The 15,971-nt window shown below is 39.8% G+C and carries 16 protein-coding genes; 15 read left to right on the top strand and 1 reads right to left on the bottom strand.

Annotated elements, in window-relative coordinates:
- Positions 1-141 precede the first annotated feature (141 nt).
- The 6 genes from ABE099_RS01800 to hslO all read left to right on the top strand — a co-directional run bounded on the left by ABE099_RS01800 (position 142) and on the right by hslO (position 6,816).
- On the top strand, positions 142-1,353 hold the full coding sequence (locus tag ABE099_RS01800) for an MFS transporter (RefSeq protein ID WP_430026875.1): 1,212 nt from the start codon (positions 142-144) through the stop codon (positions 1,351-1,353).
- A 282-nt stretch (positions 1,354-1,635) separates the two neighbouring features.
- Positions 1,636-2,574, top strand: coding sequence for a quinolinate synthase NadA (nadA, locus tag ABE099_RS01795; RefSeq protein WP_430026874.1), 939 nt, complete (start codon positions 1,636-1,638; stop codon positions 2,572-2,574).
- A gap of 64 nt (positions 2,575-2,638) precedes the next feature.
- On the top strand, positions 2,639-4,255 hold the full coding sequence (gene nadB / locus ABE099_RS01790; RefSeq protein WP_430026873.1) for an L-aspartate oxidase: 1,617 nt from the start codon (positions 2,639-2,641) through the stop codon (positions 4,253-4,255).
- On the top strand, positions 4,242-5,114 hold the full coding sequence (nadC, locus tag ABE099_RS01785; protein WP_430026872.1) for a carboxylating nicotinate-nucleotide diphosphorylase: 873 nt from the start codon (positions 4,242-4,244) through the stop codon (positions 5,112-5,114). Before nadB ends, nadC begins: the two co-directional genes overlap by 14 nt.
- Entirely contained in the window at positions 5,114-5,878 is a 765-nt protein-coding gene (locus tag ABE099_RS01780) for a type III pantothenate kinase (protein ID WP_210090964.1), read from the top strand. The genes nadC and ABE099_RS01780 overlap by 1 nt, the downstream gene beginning before the upstream one ends.
- Before the next feature lie 47 nt (positions 5,879-5,925).
- Entirely contained in the window at positions 5,926-6,816 is an 891-nt protein-coding gene (hslO, locus tag ABE099_RS01775) for an Hsp33 family molecular chaperone HslO (protein WP_430026871.1), read from the top strand.
- A gap of 93 nt (positions 6,817-6,909) precedes the next feature.
- On the opposite strand, the gene ABE099_RS01770 is transcribed toward hslO, so the two are convergent.
- Positions 6,910-7,440, bottom strand: a complete 531-nt coding sequence (locus ABE099_RS01770) for a GNAT family N-acetyltransferase (RefSeq protein ID WP_430026870.1) — start codon at positions 7,438-7,440, stop codon at positions 6,910-6,912.
- A gap of 233 nt (positions 7,441-7,673) precedes the next feature.
- Between ABE099_RS01770 and cysK the strand changes: the two genes are divergently transcribed.
- From cysK to lysS, 9 genes are all read left to right on the top strand, one after another.
- The gene (gene cysK / locus ABE099_RS01765; RefSeq protein ID WP_430026869.1) at positions 7,674-8,612 is read left to right on the top strand and encodes a cysteine synthase A; all 939 of its coding nucleotides are present in this window, start codon (positions 7,674-7,676) and stop codon (positions 8,610-8,612) included.
- A gap of 194 nt (positions 8,613-8,806) precedes the next feature.
- A complete protein-coding gene (pabA, locus tag ABE099_RS01760) occupies positions 8,807-9,385 on the top strand; it encodes an aminodeoxychorismate/anthranilate synthase component II (RefSeq protein ID WP_430026868.1) in 579 nt (192 codons plus the stop codon).
- A gap of 402 nt (positions 9,386-9,787) precedes the next feature.
- Positions 9,788-10,624 (top strand): dihydropteroate synthase, encoded by an 837-nt coding sequence (gene folP / locus ABE099_RS01755; RefSeq protein WP_430026867.1) that lies wholly within the window; start codon positions 9,788-9,790, stop codon positions 10,622-10,624.
- A 76-nt stretch (positions 10,625-10,700) separates the two neighbouring features.
- Entirely contained in the window at positions 10,701-11,063 is a 363-nt protein-coding gene (gene folB, locus ABE099_RS01750) for a dihydroneopterin aldolase (protein WP_430026866.1), read from the top strand.
- A 9-nt stretch (positions 11,064-11,072) separates the two neighbouring features.
- Positions 11,073-11,621 carry a 2-amino-4-hydroxy-6-hydroxymethyldihydropteridine diphosphokinase gene (gene folK / locus ABE099_RS01745; protein ID WP_430026865.1) on the top strand — a complete coding sequence of 183 codons (549 nt, stop codon included), beginning with the start codon at positions 11,073-11,075 and terminating at the stop codon, positions 11,619-11,621.
- Entirely contained in the window at positions 11,573-11,773 is a 201-nt protein-coding gene (locus tag ABE099_RS01740; RefSeq protein ID WP_430026864.1) for a helix-turn-helix domain-containing protein, read from the top strand. The genes folK and ABE099_RS01740 overlap by 49 nt, the downstream gene beginning before the upstream one ends.
- Before the next feature lie 44 nt (positions 11,774-11,817).
- Positions 11,818-12,819: a tRNA dihydrouridine synthase DusB gene (gene dusB, locus ABE099_RS01735; protein ID WP_430026863.1), complete on the top strand. Its 1,002-nt coding sequence runs from the start codon at positions 11,818-11,820 to the stop codon at positions 12,817-12,819.
- 345 nt (positions 12,820-13,164) lie between these two features.
- Positions 13,165-13,641 (top strand): transcription elongation factor GreA, encoded by a 477-nt coding sequence (greA, locus tag ABE099_RS01730; protein ID WP_210090974.1) that lies wholly within the window; start codon positions 13,165-13,167, stop codon positions 13,639-13,641.
- A 166-nt stretch (positions 13,642-13,807) separates the two neighbouring features.
- Entirely contained in the window at positions 13,808-15,331 is a 1,524-nt protein-coding gene (gene lysS / locus ABE099_RS01725; protein WP_430026862.1) for a lysine--tRNA ligase, read from the top strand.
- The last annotated feature ends 640 nt before the right edge of the window (positions 15,332-15,971 follow it).

Raw genomic sequence — 15,971 nt, 5'->3', positions numbered from 1 at the left:
AATGGATGAAATGAAGTTTGTGATAAATCTATATCCCCCTGATTTATCCGTATGTGATAGGAGCTACATTAAAATGATTAGACCAATTTAACATTTCCCTCAATTCAAAAAACATTTGATTGAAATATTGGGGGATATACATTGAAATTAAATAGAAGCTTTTCTTTATTATTATTAGGTCAGTCACTTGCTAATATTGGTGATGTATTATATATAGTCAGTGTTATAAATATCATTTTCAAGTTAAAGGGTTCTGCAACTGCAGCATCATTTGTCCCATTTACGATCGCTACTTCTATGTTTATATCCAGTCTTCTGACCCCTCTTTTAACTGAAAAATATAATCTTAAATGGTTACTTGCTGGTTCGCAAATTGGAAAAACAATTTTGCTTTTTATTTTAGGATTTATGCTGATTGGCTTAACACAATCCAACTATTATTTTATTTTTGTTTTAATAGGGTTGATTGCCTATTTTGATGGTTGTGCTAATCCGATTAGGCAGACACTTACACCCTATTACGTTAAGCCTGAGCAGCTTATTCAAGCTAATGGTATTGCTGAAACTGTTACTCAGGTTATACAGGCAGGCATGTGGTTTGTAGGTAGCTCATTGCTAATTATAATGAGCCCTCAAGAGCTTATTTGGCTAGTTGGGTGCTTGTTTGTAATTTCAAGCGTATTACTTTGTCTTTTAACCAATGTTGGTCACACTGCAGTATCTACAGAGCAAAAAGGTAAGCTAGAAATGATTAAGCAGGGTTGGAGGACTGTATTTAATACACCCGTACTAACGAGAATTTCCTGGATAGAATTTCTAGAAACCATTGCCGCGACGGTTTGGATTGCCGCTATTTTATATATTTTTGTTAAAGAGGCTTTACACGTGAATGAACAATGGTGGGGATTTATAAATGGGGCTAACTTTCTAGGCCTGATTTTAGGGAGTGCCTATTGTATTAAATATTCCGCGTTTGTGGAAAGGAACCTGAGATCGTTTATCTTTATTGGCTCCCTAATCAGCTGCTTGTTCACACTATTATTTAGCCTAAATAGTACTCCAATCATTGGCTTAGTTTTATCCCTTGGTGTAGGGCTCTTTGGACAAATTAAAAGAATTCCTCAACAAATGGTTATACAAACAAGTGTATCAAAGGGACAGCTAGCTACCGTCTACACCTCATTAGGGGCTATCGGTACAGGTATATTTGGTATCGGTTCTCTTATTACTGGTCTATTAGCAGATCTATTAGGAATCAGAAGTGTTTTTGTAATTTCAGGACTATTACTTGCAGTAGTTAGCATCATCGCGTATAACAATAGGCGTCTGTTTGTTACAAATATTATTGAGTAATAAATAGTCATGAAGCAAATATAGAATAATCCTGAGATCATAGGATCTCAGCTATAGAAAACCCAGGCCATGACGTAACTGTGAATGAGAAGCAGTTATGTCATCGCTTGGGTTTAAAATTTATAATGAATAAAAACTTATCTATTTGTTGATTGACAGTCTATGCGTCCTTGTGTAAATTAGTTGTTAACTATGAAAGTGTCTATTTCGTGAATGAAATGAATGGAATAGAGGTTTGTGATAACTCGTGAAAAAAAATACGTACTTTGAGGGGGAACAAAGGTGGAAGCTTTGGCTTTGGAAAAAAAGGCAGCAATGAATCAGGAACTAAAGCAGCGATTACTTCAGCTTAAAAAGGAACGTAATGCCATCATACTTGCACATTATTATCAACGTGATGAGATTCAAGAGGTGGCAGATTTTCGAGGCGATTCTTTTTTGCTTGCTCAGAAGGCGGCTTCCACTGATGCTGAAACGATTGTGTTTTGTGGTGTCCATTTCATGGGGGAAAGCGCTAAAATTTTAGCGCCAAATAAAACAGTGCTTATTCCCGATGAACGCGCAGGTTGTCCCATGGCGGATATGGTAAATGTTGATGGACTTCGCAAGCTCAAGGAAAAGCATCCTAATGCCAAAGTCGTAACGTATATAAACTCTTCAGCGGATGTTAAGGCAGAGACAGATATTTGCTGTACGTCAGCGAATGCAGTCAAGGTCATTAACGCTGTTGATGCAGAGGAAGTCATCTGGGTTCCAGATAAAAATTTAGGTCATTATGTGCAGCAGCATACAGATAAAAAGATGATTATATGGGAAGGGTATTGCAACACGCACGATATGCTCACCATTAAAGATGTTGTTGAGATGAAGGCTTTGCATCCTGATGCAGAATTTGTAGTGCATCCAGAGTGTCGCCCTGAAGTGGTTGCCATGGGTGATTTTGTAGGTAGTACAACTGCAATTATTGATTATTGTAAGCATTCTTCAAAACAAAAGTTTATTGTAGGGACAGAGGATGGTACGGGATATCAGCTTCGTCTGGATAGTCCTGATAAGGAATTTATTTTTGCAAGTCGATTTCTAGTATGTCCTAATATGAAAGTGAATAATTTGAAAAAGCTTGTTCAATGTCTTGAAACGATGCAGCCGCAAATTTATGTGCCCCCTGCTGTGGCTGATGCGGCTCGTATTTCCCTAGAGCGTATGCTACAAGTGAAATAAGGATTCAGTTTTCTGAATCCTTATTGTATTGTGCGCTACTCTTTTATAATAGGTGACGGTACTTATGATTCCACAATATTTAGTAGATTTTAATTTAGCGGATATGAGCATGATTGAAACAGATGTACTTGTGGTGGGTTCAGGGATTGCGGGTCTGTATGCAGCACTTGAAATAAGTAGTGATAAAAAAGTGATTTTAGCGACAAAGCATACGTTACTTGAGAGTAATACCCGTTATGCCCAAGGGGGTATTGCGGCTGTTATTTCCAAGGAGGACTCGGCTTCCTCTCATAAGGAGGATACACTAAATGCTGGTGCAGGGCTGTGCTCCTTAGCCGCAGTGGACGTGTTAGTTCATGAGGGGCCTCGGCGCGTGCAGCAATTAATCGAATGGGGAACTTTATTTGACGTTGAGCAAGGGGAGTTGGCTTTAACTCGTGAAGGGGCGCATAGCTTTCGCCGTATATTACATGCCAATGGGGACGCTACTGGTTATGAAATCGTCAGAGCCTTATCGTATCAAGTGTTAAATCACCCCAATGTTACGGTATGGGAGAATCATTTTGTTATCGATTTAATTACAGAGGAGGGGCAATGTCTAGGAGCGTTAATCGAGCAGCCTGATGGTGAACGAGTTTTTGTGAAGGCAGGAGCTACAATTTTGTGCTCGGGTGGTTCTGGACAGCTATATCGCTACACAACCAATCCTGAAATTGCCACTAGCGATGGTGTTGCCATTGCTTACCGGGCAGGGGCTGTAATTAGAGATATGGAATTTATCCAATTCCACCCTACAGCTTTATGTTACCCTGGCGCACCCCGTTTTTTAATCTCTGAGGCAGTACGAGGGGAAGGCGCTGTGTTGCGTAATACAAAGGGTGAACGCTTCATGCACAAGTATGATAATCGGTTAGAGCTAGCCCCACGTGATATCGTCGCGAGGGCGATTGTGCAGGAGATGGAGGAGACACATGCGAATATGGTGTACTTGGACATTACCCATGAGTCCCCTGAGCTTATCCGTCATCGATTCCCGACGATTTATGCAACTTGTATTCAATATGGATTAGACATGACAACAGACTGGATTCCGGTTGCACCCGCAGCTCATTACATGATGGGTGGGGTAAAAAGTGATATCAATGGCCAAACCAACCTCTCTCGCTTGTTTACTTGTGGTGAAGTATCTTCAACAGGCGTACATGGGGCAAACCGTCTAGCAAGTAACTCCTTATCCGAAGCGATTGTTTTTGGTAAAAGAATTGCGACTGCGATTGGTGAGCTATCACCCCTTTCTGAGAAAACGTTACATATTTCTATAAAAAATGATCGTAAAGCAGGTGGAGCTTTTGCATCTGAGCGCCGACTGAAATTACAGCGGATTATGGTAAGACTAGCAGGATTAAAACGATCCCAAGCAGGTTTATTGCAGGCACGTACTAAGCTAATGAAGGAGCAAGAGTGGTTCCAGTATGATCTGCATACAAGAGAGCAATGGGAGCTTGCCAACCTTTTAACAAGTGCTCAGCTTGTCGTTGAGGGGGCTTTGATGCGTGAGGAGAGCAGAGGTGGGCATTATAGAGAAGACTTTCCTTTCCGTGATGATGTGAAGTGGAAAAGACATATTTTACAGCATCGTACACAAGGAATGATGGAGGAAATAAACGATGATATTAAATAGCTATGATGATGGACTTATTGCTACGATAAAGGGATGGCTCCAAGAGGATATCGGTTCTGGCGATGTTACTAGTAGGGCCACCATTCCAGCAGATCGACAGTCTGTTGCCATAATTCATGTCAAGGATGCAGGAACGATAGCTGGACTTCCCATTGCAGAGCTTGTATTTAAGCTCGTTGATCCTACGTTAAAATTTACTGCACTCAAACAAGATGCCGATTTAGTGGAGTATGGTACAGTTGTGGCACAGGTAGAGGGCAGTACACATAGTATTTTAACTGGCGAGCGATTGGCACTTAATCTTATGCAACGAATGTCTGGTATCGCTACGGTAACACGCCAATATGTAAATCTGCTAGAAGGACTTCCTGTGCGGCTTGTGGATACAAGAAAAACAACACCAGGTCATAGATGGCTTGAAAAATATGCAGTTCGTGTAGGTGGTGGGCATAATCACCGTTTTGGGCTGTATGATGCCGTGATGATTAAGGATAATCATATTAAAGGCGCAGGGGGGATTACAGCTGCAGTGAAGTCTGCCCGTGAGCAAATTCCGCATACGATGACAATTGAGGTAGAGGTTGAAAATTTGGAACAGGCTAAGGAAGCTTGTGCGGCGGGAGCAAATATCATAATGCTAGACAATATGTCGCCAGAATTAATGAAAATTGCGGTGAAGGAGATTCGGGGGCTTGCTCCACATGTTATGATTGAAGCCTCAGGCAATGTATCATTAGCGACAATACGGGGAATTGCTGAAACTGGGGTTGATATTATTTCCGTTGGCAAACTTACCTATTCCTTTGATAACCTTGATATAAGTCTGGACTTGAATGAAAAGAAAGGGGAGCAACATTAATGTTCCTAGTTATTGATGTCGGCAATTCAAATATTGTGCTTGGTATATATAAAAATCAAGCTTTACTACACCACTTTAGACTTGCTACGAATCGGCAGGCGACCGTAGATGAATATGGTGTGATGATTCATAATCTGTTCCAGATGTCCCGTGTGCCTGAGCAAGAGCTCAAAGGTGTCATCATTTCATCTGTAGTTCCACCATTAATGCATGTGTTAGAGGAATTATGTGAAAAATACTTAAAGCTTAAGCCATTCGTGGTTGGTCCTGGTATTAAAACGGGGCTGAATCTAAAATATGAAAACCCAAAAGAAGTTGGTGCTGATCGGATCGTAAATGCGGTGGCAGCGATTGATAAGTATGGCGGGCCTTTAGTTGTGGTGGATTTTGGAACAGCGACTACCTTTGATTGTATTGATGAAGCAGGTAACTACTTAGGCGGGGCTATCGTTCCTGGCATTGGAATTTCAACAGAAGCATTGTACATGAGAGCCTCTAAGCTACCAAGAATTGAACTGGAAAAGCCAAAGAAGGTCATTGGCCGTAATACGGTGAGTGCGATGCAGGCAGGTATCATTTATGGCTATGCAGGACAAGTTGATGGCATTGTTAAGCGAATAGCGAAGGAAATGGAGACAACACCAACTGTGATTGCTACGGGAGGGCTTGCAAGTCTCATTGCGAGCGAGGCTGAATCCATTCATAAAGTAGATTCTTTGCTAACCTTAGATGGACTCCGTATAATATATGAACGTAATCAATAATTAAAAGCGTGGAGATACCATCAGTATGTGAAGGAGTAATGAAGGATATGAGTGAAATAAAAAATAAAGATATTTTAATTCGTGGGACAGCCTTTAATGGCAAGGTTAGAGCCTTTGCTGTGATTACGACGAACTTGGTGGAGGAATTACGGCGTCGGCACGATACGTATCCTACTGCTACTGCGGCTATGGGACGTACAGTTACGGCTGCAGCAATGATGGGGGCAATGCTTAAGGGTGAGGAAAAACTCACTGTGAAGGTAAAGGGCGATGGCCCAATTGGACATATCGTTGCGGATGCCAACGCTAAAGGTGAAGTACGTGGATACGTCAAGGAACCACATGTCCATCTTCCTAGTAATAGTAAAGGAAAATTGGATGTAAAAGGAGCAGTAGGTACAACTGGATTTTTAAATGTGACTAAGGATCTTGGTTTAAAGGAGCCGTATCATGGTAGTGTTCCTTTGATTTCAGGTGAGCTTGGTGAGGATTTTACGTATTATTTTGCATTGTCTGAGCAGACGCCTTCGGCGGTAGGTCTGGGTGTGCTAGTAGATACAGATAACTCGGTTATCGTCGCTGGTGGCTTTATTATTCAATTACTTCCAGGGTTAAAAGATGCTGAGATTACTCAAATTGAACAAGCGATTGGACAAATGCCACCTGTTACCTCTTTATTAGATCAAGGTATGAGCTTGGAGGAAATGTTAGCTTGGCTACTACCGGACGTTAAGGTGCTTGATCAGATGGATATCCATTTCTCCTGTACATGCTCACGTGAGCGTGTAGAAAATACGTTAATTAGTTTAGGTAAAGAAGATTTGATGGAACTAATTGAAGAGCAAGAGGAGACAGAGGTCATTTGCGACTTTTGTAGAGAGCGTTACGTGGTGACAACAGACGAGCTAAAAGAGCTGTTAACACATTTTAATTCGTAAACGATCGGATTACCCTTACCCCCCAAGAAGTGTTGAATTGTAAATGATCTCTCCCTTCTTGGGGTTTTTTATACCTAAATTTAGTTATTTGATTCATACATAGTTGTTATTCGAATTCGTTTGAAGTTCATAGTCCATATATTGACCTGCACAATCGGGATTATCTTCATTGATTCTTTTTCGAATAAGCTGAAAACCGATATGTTCATAATTCCGCTGTGCGGGAATAAGTCCCTCGTTAGTTGTCACAATAATTTTTTTTGCACCAGCTTCACTTATTCTTCTCACTGCTTCCCTAAGCTGTCGTTTTCCATACTCTTTTCCTTTATGTAAACTGCGAATACAATTGTGTCCAAGCTCTGCATAGGTAGGCAGGTTGCGTGGGTCCCAAACGATAAACCCAATCGGCTCTCCATCTAATGTAGTTACAAAAGAGTACTTTTCCGCAATTATAGGATTGTCGAACATAAAGTTATCCGCTTCCCGCCAGTTCGTACTCCAATGTTGCTCGTAACGAGCGTCAAAAGAGTATGCGTCCTGTAGTAAATCAAAAATAAGTCCGCGAGGGTAATGTGTAGTTTTGTTGAATTGAAGCCCCATACCTAATTCCGTATCTAGTTCCATAGGAATTCCTCCCAGCTTGCCTTTTATTTAGTTATATCACAATAAATTAGATAATGAGTGACTAGTTTAAAATTTCTTAAGTTCATATAGGAATAGCCTTATTTTCGATAATCGTCTATGTGGTTTCAGCTTGACAAATATAACTCAAGTTGATAATATTATCACAAAACCAACTTGATTACTCGGAAATTGATTATATGTTAAAATACAAGACTTATTTAGGAGGACTTCTAATGGCAAAGGTCGTCAATAATGTTACTGAATTGATTGGTGGAACACCACTAGTAAAGCTTAATCGAATTGTCCCCGAGGACAGTGCAGAAATTTATGTGAAATTGGAATATCAAAACCCAGGCTCAAGTGTAAAGGATCGGATTGCATATAGCATTATTGAGGAAGCAGAAAAACAAGGGAAATTGAAGCCAGGTGGAACTATCGTTGAAGCAACAAGTGGCAATACAGGCATTGGCTTGGCATTAGTTGCAGCCGCAAAGGGTTACAAGGCGGTGATCATTATGCCTGAAACGATGAGTATTGAACGTCGTAACTTACTTCGTGCTTATGGTGCAGAGCTTGTGCTTACACCAGGTTCCGAAGGAATGAACGGTGCAGTTAAAAAAGCAGAGGAAATTTTAAAGGAGAACCCTGACTACTTCCTAGCGGACCAATTCCGCAATCAGGCAAACGTAAAAATCCATCGTGAAACAACTGGCCCTGAAATTGTAGAAGCGATCGAATCTTTAGATGGAAAATTAGATGCCTTCGTAGCAGGGATTGGTACAGGAGGTACTATTAGCGGTGCGGGTGAAGTATTAAAGAAACGTTTCCCTGAGCTTAAAATCTACGCAGTAGAGCCTGCGGCTTCTCCAATATTAGCTGGCGGTAAACCAGGGCCTCATAAAATTCAAGGACTTGGCGCTAACTTTATTCCTGAAATTTTAAACCAAAATATTTATGATGAAATTATCCATATCGAAAATGATGATGCCTTTGAGCAAGCGCGTATCGTTGCTAGACAAGAAGGGATTCTATCTGGAATTTCCTCTGGTGCTGCGGTCTCAGCTGCATTGCAGGTTGCGAAGAAGTTAGGTAAAGGAAAACGTGTTGTCGTTATTATTCCAAGTAATGGCGAACGTTACCTCAGTACACCACTCTATAATTTTGAAGCTTAATTCATAATCTTTTTACTTAAGCGCACCCTCTACTAATTTGGGTCAGTCCTCTTGTGTCTGATTCATGTAGAGGGTTTATTTTTTATTTTTTATGAAATGTCCAATTTCGTGTGGTTATATAGTATACTAGCAAAAAAAGTATTCATTAGCAGAGCAGAGCTTAGGCGTATTTCGAGTTGAGGAGATGAAGAGAAATGATATTAGTGATTGATAATTATGATTCCTTTACTTATAACCTTGTGCAATATTTAGGTGAGTTAGGGGAAGAAGTAGTTGTACATCGAAATGATGAAATTGATGTAGTAGGGATTGAGCAATTACGACCTAATCATATTTTGCTTTCACCGGGGCCATGTACTCCAAATGAGGCAGGAATTACACTAGATGTCATTCACCATTTTAAAGGTAAAATTCCTATTTTCGGTGTTTGCTTAGGTCATCAAGCGATTGGACAGGCCTTTGGAGGCGAAGTTGTTCGCGCTGAGCGTCTAATGCATGGGAAAACGTCACCTATTATTCACACCAATAAATCTGTATTTGAGGGTTTACCTTCACCATTTACAGCGACAAGATATCATTCTTTAATTGTAGAGCGTAGTTCCTTACCTGATTGTCTTGAGATTACAGCTGAGACCGCAGAGGGGGAAATTATGGGTTTAGCTCATAAGGAATATGCAGTTGAAGGCGTACAATTCCACCCTGAGTCGATCATCACTGCACATGGACATGATATATTACGTAACTTTTTAAAAAGATCTATTATAGTAAAATAAAAATATAGCAATTTAAAAATCTTAAAAATGGCTCAACCTCTAAAACAGTGGTTGATAATAGGCAGACGAAGCGGAGGAGCAGAGAGATGGTGGAAAAGCGATAGCGGTACAATCTTTCTGTAAGAAAGATACTTCGAGAGCATAAACCTCTTTAAGGTCTCATTTTCATCATCTTTCCAATAGTATAAAAGAAAACGGGACCTTAACAGCAATTGAAACCACTCTCTGCTACGTAGCCTCCCACCCCAAAGATTGTCAAGCACTGATTAATATGTTGAGCCTTAAAAATAGTAAATAACACAAGTATAGGACGCACGCAGGTTAACCTCTGTATGTGTCCTTTGTAGTGAAATTAGGTTACTGTATCTCTGTAGTCTGAATATTAGAGGTGAATGATAAGAAATGAACATTAATATTTATCATCGTAATTATTCAATGGGGGAAGCGGAGCTAGCGTTAGGACATAAAACATTGATTATGGGCATTCTTAATGTCACACCTGACTCCTTTTCCGATGGGGGGAAATATAACTCTGTAGATGTGGCGCTCAATCGTGCTTTGCAGATGGTTCAGGAGGGTGCAGACATCATTGATATTGGTGGGGAATCTACACGACCTGGGCATCAAGCAGTTGGTGAACAGCAGGAGCTAGAACGAGTCATCCCAATTATTGAAGCTATTCATCGCTACGCGCCACATATTCCTTTGTCTATTGATACGTATAAAGCAAACGTAGCCCAAGAGGCACTTCGTACGGGCGCACATATTATTAATGATGTTTGGGGCTTTAAGCTTGACCCGAACATGGCTAAAGTAGCTGCACAGCAGCAATGTCCAGTTATACTTATGCATAATCGTAAGGAGCATCAGTATCAGCATCTTATGAACGATATTAAGTCTGATTTGCTCGAAAGTGTCTCTATTGCACTTGAAGCAGGCGTGAACAAAGAGAAAATCATTTTAGATCCGGGAATTGGTTTTGCCAAAGACTATACGGAAAATCTCCAAGTGATGAAATCGTTGGATGAGCTTGTCAATTTAGGATATCCTATGCTTTTGGCGACATCACGGAAAAGGTTTATAAGAACTACGTTAGAAGTTGATGTACAGGACACCTTATTAGGAACAGCAGCTACCGTAGCTTTAGGGATTGCACAAGGCTGTCAAATTGTTCGTGTACATGACATAGCTGAAATTAAACAAATAGTTAAAATGTGTGATGCGATCGCATACGTGTAATCAGTAAATCAATAAATCAATAATACCTTTTTAAAGGCAGAGTGAAATTTTGAGAGCGTGGGAGAGGTGAGCTTGCTTGGATAAAATGATTTTACGTAAGATGCAATATTATGGTTATCATGGTGTTTTTGAAGAGGAACGTAAGCTAGGACAACAATTTTTTGTTGATTTAGTATTGGAGCTTAGCTTAAAAGAAGCAGGAGATCATGATGATTTAAATGCTACTATTAACTATGCGGAAATCCATGAATTAGTCAAAGGGATTGTGGAAGGCACTAGCTTTAAGTTAATTGAAGCATTAGCTGAGCATATTGCATCACAGTTGCTCGACACTTATACTAGGATAGATGCACTAACTGTAGCGGTGACTAAACCTCACCCACCATTTGATATTCACTTCGATGGTGTCACTGTTGAGCTACACAGATCAAGAAAGTGAGTACTCGCGATGAATGAAAAGCAGAAGACAAAATCAAAACGTGCTTATATTGCTTTAGGCTCCAACATTGGAGAGCGGGAAGAGACTTTACGCCAAGCAATAGCTAGGTTACATGAACTTGAAGGGGTTACTGTACTACGGTGTTCAAATTTATATGAGACAGCACCCGTAGGTTATCTGGAGCAGGATTTATTTTTAAATATGGTCATCGCCGTATCTTGTGAATTATCCCCAGAACAATTACTAGCTGAGATGTTGTCCTTAGAGCTTGAACTTGGCAGAAAACGGCTTATTGTAAATGGTCCTAGAACGATTGATCTTGATTTATTATGGGTAGAAGGTACAGTGATGGACACACCACAGCTTATTTTGCCTCATCCAAGAATGTTTGAACGTGCATTTGTCCTTGTGCCTTTAAGTGATGTTGTTGAACAAGATGAATTAGATCCATTGTATATACAACTGCAGCATACACTTGTTGATCTTAAAGGGAAAGAAGGGGTTACCTTTTGGAAAACTTGCAATTGGCACAGCGTATTCGTGCCTTCCGAAAATTGAAGGGCTACACCCAACAGGAATTCGCCAAAGAGGTGGGGATATCCCTTGCTGTGTTAGGGGCAATTGAACGAGGAAATCGCCGAGCAGAGGAACAAATTTTAAATAAAATTGCAAATACTTTAGACATAAGTTTAGATGAATTAAAATCATAAAGTAGTATGTTAGTAGCTTTAATTAAACCTTTAGGAGGGTTGTTATGCTTAAAATTGGCGATATTGAGTTAAAAAATCAGGTTGTACTTGCGCCAATGGCGGGAGTATGTAATCCGGCATTTCGACTCATTGCTAAAGAGTTTGGAACAGGTCTTGTGTGTGCGGAAATGGTGAGCGATAAAGCGATCCTAAATGGCAATAAGCGTACGAGAGAGATGTTATTTGTAGACGAACGAGAGAAACCACTCAGCTTACAAATTTTTGGTGGTGACCGTGCTTCATTAGTAGAAGCGGCAAAAGTGGTTGATCAAGAAACGAATGCGGATATTATTGATATAAATATGGGCTGTCCTGTACCTAAGGTTACAAAATGTGATGCAGGCGCACGTTGGCTTTTAGAACCTAACAAAATTTTTGAAATGGTATCTGCGGTTGTTGGAGCTGTAAGTAAACCAGTTACAGTGAAAATGCGAATCGGTTGGGATTCAGAACATATTTATGTTGTTGATAATGCCAAAGCCGTAGAACAAGCAGGCGCTCAAGCGGTTACTGTACATGGTCGTACTAGAGAACAGCTGTATACAGGCACTGCAGATTGGAATTATATTCGTCAAGTGAAAGAAAGTGTGTCTATTCCCGTTATTGGTAATGGGGATGTAGGTTCCCCTGAAGACGCAAAACGTATGTTAGATGAGACGGGTTGTGATGGGGTTATGATCGGACGTGGTGCACTAGGGAATCCGTGGATGTTGTATCGCACCATAGAATATCTTAAATCTGGCCAATTATTACCTGAGCCAGGTCTCAATGAAAAAATTAAAATTGCTATTCTTCATATGGATCGACTAGCCGACTTAAAGGGTGAGAAGGTAGCTGTGAAGGAAATGAGAAAGCACCTAGCTTGGTACCTAAAGGGATTTCAAGGCGCGGCACGTATTAAAGATGCCATTATGGAAGAAACAAGACGAAATGAAATGGTACAAATTCTTGAAAATTTCGCTAACGAGATGGAACGAAACAATCATCTTGAAGAGGAATCCGCATAAGCTGAATAGAAAGACATTAGTATAAAAAGTCTTCCTATAAATTTCACCCCTTTTGCAAAAAGAGGTGTCATTGACATTTCGCAGTGCTTCACCTATAATTTCACAATATAAATTCGCCTCAGGGGATAACTTCCACAGCACGAAGGAGATCATTCCTCTTCGTGAGAACTGCATGCGATATTCTCAAAATGATGCTAGAATCATACGGTCGCTGCCACTGCGGCAGCCTTCAGAACTTTGGGGAAACGAGTGTATACATCCCTTGACGGGTTTTGACATAGTAGTAAGCCCGTCGTTCGTGCGATTGGTTACAAAATTATTTCCATGACAGGAGAATTGGTTGAGATGAGCGATAAAGAGGTTATTCTTACGCAGGATGGTCTGAAAAGACTAGAAGAGGAATTAGAAAATTTAAAATCTGTAAAGCGTCGTGAAGTCGCTGAGCGGATTAAAGTTGCAATTGGGTACGGTGATATTAGTGAAAACTCTGAATATGAAGATGCTAAAAATGAACAAGCCTTCATTGAAGGACGTATTATTACACTTGAAAAAATGTTGCGTAATGCCCGTATTATTAACAATGATGAGATTGATACAGACACTGTAAGCATCGGTTCAACTGTCATCGTTGAGGATTTAGAATTTGGTGATACGATGGAATATGCAATTGTAGGAACTGCTGAATCAGATCCATTACAAAATAAAATTTCAAATGAAAGCCCTGTTGGAAAAGCAATTCTAGGTAAAAAGAAAGGCGCTACCGTAGACGTTGCTGTTCCTGCTGGTGTGATTCAATATAAAATTGTAGACATCAAGAAGTAAGGTGGAACAAGCAGATGAAGAAGCTTCCCTGCGGGAGGCTTCTTTCACTGTTTATCCCAAGCTGTTTATCAGCATGTTTATTAATGGTACGATAGTTACATATGGATACGTATGTGTAATGTCAGTAATATGAGTTTACTAATAGCTTGTAAGGAGTGGGCAAGAAATGAGTCAAGAACATAATCAGCCAGAACAAGAGCAAGAGATAGAAGTAAGTGAGTTACTACAAATTCGTCGCGATAAATTGGACGAGCTTCGTTCACTTGGGATCGATCCATTTGGAGGTAAATACGAAAGAACTCATGCTGCTGGAAATATCGTGCAGGAGTATGATGCTCTTACAAAAGAAGAGCTAGAAGAAAAAGCAGTACATGCTACCATCGCTGGACGTTTAATTGCAAAACGTGTAATGGGTAAAGCAAGCTTCGCACACATTCAGGATCTAAGTGGAAAAATTCAAATTTATGTACGTAAAGATAGTGTGCCTGAGCAGAAGTATGCTGCGTTTAACCTGTTAGACCTTGGTGATATTGTAGGTGTTACTGGTGAGATCTTTAAGACAAAGACCGGCGAAATTAGTATTAAAGCAGCTGATATCGAAGTTTTGTCTAAATCACTATACCCATTGCCAGACAAATATCATGGATTAAAGGATGTTGAGCTTCGTTATCGTCAGCGTTATGTTGACCTTATTGTTAACCCTGAAGTACAACAAACCTTCATTAAACGTTCTAAAATAATTCAATCTATGCGTCGCTACTTGGATTCTTTAGGTTATTTAGAGGTAGAAACACCAACTTTGCATAGTATTGCAGGTGGGGCGGCTGCGCGTCCATTTATTACACACCATAATGCCTTAGATATGCAGCTTTACATGCGTATTGCAATTGAGCTTCACTTAAAGCGTCTCATTGTAGGTGGATTAGAGAAGGTATATGAAATTGGACGTGTTTATCGAAACGAAGGGGTATCTACTCGTCATAACCCAGAATTTACGATGATCGAATTGTATGAAGCTTATGCTGACTACAAAGACATCATGGCTTTAACTGAAAATATGATTGCCCATATCGCACAAGAAGTATTAGGTACACAAGTGATCCAATATCAAGGTCATGAAGTGGATCTAAGACCACAGTGGCGCCGTATTTCTATGGTAGATGCTGTTAAGGAAGTTACTGGTGTTGACTTTGGCGTTGAAATGACAAACGAAGAGGCTCATGCACTTGCAAAAGAACATAAAGTACCAGTTGAGCCACATATGACATTTGGTCATATTTTAAATGCGTTCTTTGAACAGTTTGTTGAAGAAACACTCATTCAGCCAACCTTTGTATATGGACATCCTGTTGAGATTTCTCCATTGGCTAAGAAAAATGAAGTTGATCCAAGATTTACGGATCGTTTTGAATTGTTTATTGTTGCAAGAGAGCATGCAAATGCATTTAGTGAGCTTAATGATCCAATTGATCAACGTCAACGCTTTGAAGCTCAATTAGTTGAACGTGAGCATGGTAATGATGAAGCACATGAAATGGATGAAGATTTCCTTCGTGCTTTAGAATACGGAATGCCACCAACAGGAGGCTTAGGGATTGGGATCGACCGTTTAGTTATGTTATTAACTGATGCGGCTTCCATACGTGATGTATTGCTATTCCCTCATATGAGACCTGTTGCGTTAGATTAGTCATAAGTCTTGTAGCTATAAATGATGAAATATAAATGATTATATATAAATGATGAAATATAAATGAAGTTAAGCTTGGTTTTGAAGCCCGAATTATTGTTGGAGCCTGTTATCGGCGTTCTAAGAATAGTTCGGGTTATATTTTTATACCGGCGTTTAGAGAATAGTTGTGTTCTGTAATGGATTAAGTGTAGTCAGGTTAATTTCGTTTCTTCGCTGGTTTACTATACTATTTAGCAGTAAAATATGAGGGATAATTATATGTAGTTATAAATTCGGGTTTCATGCTGAAGACAATATAACTTACTGACAAAATATATAGAGTGAAATAAATTTAACAATAGGCTTGTCATATAGAAATACATGTGATATATTATAAGTCCGGTCGCGAAACACAGTCTTTAAAAAAGAAGTTAAAAAAACTTTTTGAAAAAAAGACTTGCATAACCGATCGAAAGATGATATATTATAAGAGTTGCTGCTGAGAACGCAGTTAACACTGAAACAAAGCTTTTAACTAAGCGAATCAACAAAAAGTAACAAAGTTGATCTTTGAAAACTAAACAACGAGTGAGTGAATTTCACGAAAGTGGAATTCAAAAATAAGTAGATTCATTTCAACGAATTAATCTCGTCAGAT

This window comes from Paenibacillus turicensis (assembly GCF_050461185.1).
Lineage (GTDB): Bacteria > Bacillota > Bacilli > Paenibacillales > Paenibacillaceae > Fontibacillus > Fontibacillus turicensis_A.
This window is presented reverse-complemented; position numbering and strand designations above follow the sequence as displayed.

What these genes read in the sequence shown, in the direction of transcription:
- ABE099_RS01770 (WP_430026870.1), bottom strand. Translation starts at nt 7,440, where the DNA reads ATGGAACTAGATACGGAATTAGGTATGGGGCTTCAATTCAACAAAACT.
- greA (WP_210090974.1), top strand. Translation starts at nt 13,165, where the DNA reads ATGAGCGATAAAGAGGTTATTCTTACGCAGGATGGTCTGAAAAGACTA.
- folP (WP_430026867.1), top strand. Translation starts at nt 9,788, where the DNA reads ATGAACATTAATATTTATCATCGTAATTATTCAATGGGGGAAGCGGAG.
- nadB (WP_430026873.1), top strand. Translation starts at nt 2,639, where the DNA reads ATGATTCCACAATATTTAGTAGATTTTAATTTAGCGGATATGAGCATG.
- ABE099_RS01780 (WP_210090964.1), top strand. Translation starts at nt 5,114, where the DNA reads ATGTTCCTAGTTATTGATGTCGGCAATTCAAATATTGTGCTTGGTATA.
- nadC (WP_430026872.1), top strand. Translation starts at nt 4,242, where the DNA reads ATGATATTAAATAGCTATGATGATGGACTTATTGCTACGATAAAGGGA.
- folK (WP_430026865.1), top strand. Translation starts at nt 11,073, where the DNA reads ATGAATGAAAAGCAGAAGACAAAATCAAAACGTGCTTATATTGCTTTA.
- dusB (WP_430026863.1), top strand. Translation starts at nt 11,818, where the DNA reads ATGCTTAAAATTGGCGATATTGAGTTAAAAAATCAGGTTGTACTTGCG.
- hslO (WP_430026871.1), top strand. Translation starts at nt 5,926, where the DNA reads ATGAGTGAAATAAAAAATAAAGATATTTTAATTCGTGGGACAGCCTTT.
- pabA (WP_430026868.1), top strand. Translation starts at nt 8,807, where the DNA reads ATGATATTAGTGATTGATAATTATGATTCCTTTACTTATAACCTTGTG.
- lysS (WP_430026862.1), top strand. Translation starts at nt 13,808, where the DNA reads ATGAGTCAAGAACATAATCAGCCAGAACAAGAGCAAGAGATAGAAGTA.
- cysK (WP_430026869.1), top strand. Translation starts at nt 7,674, where the DNA reads ATGGCAAAGGTCGTCAATAATGTTACTGAATTGATTGGTGGAACACCA.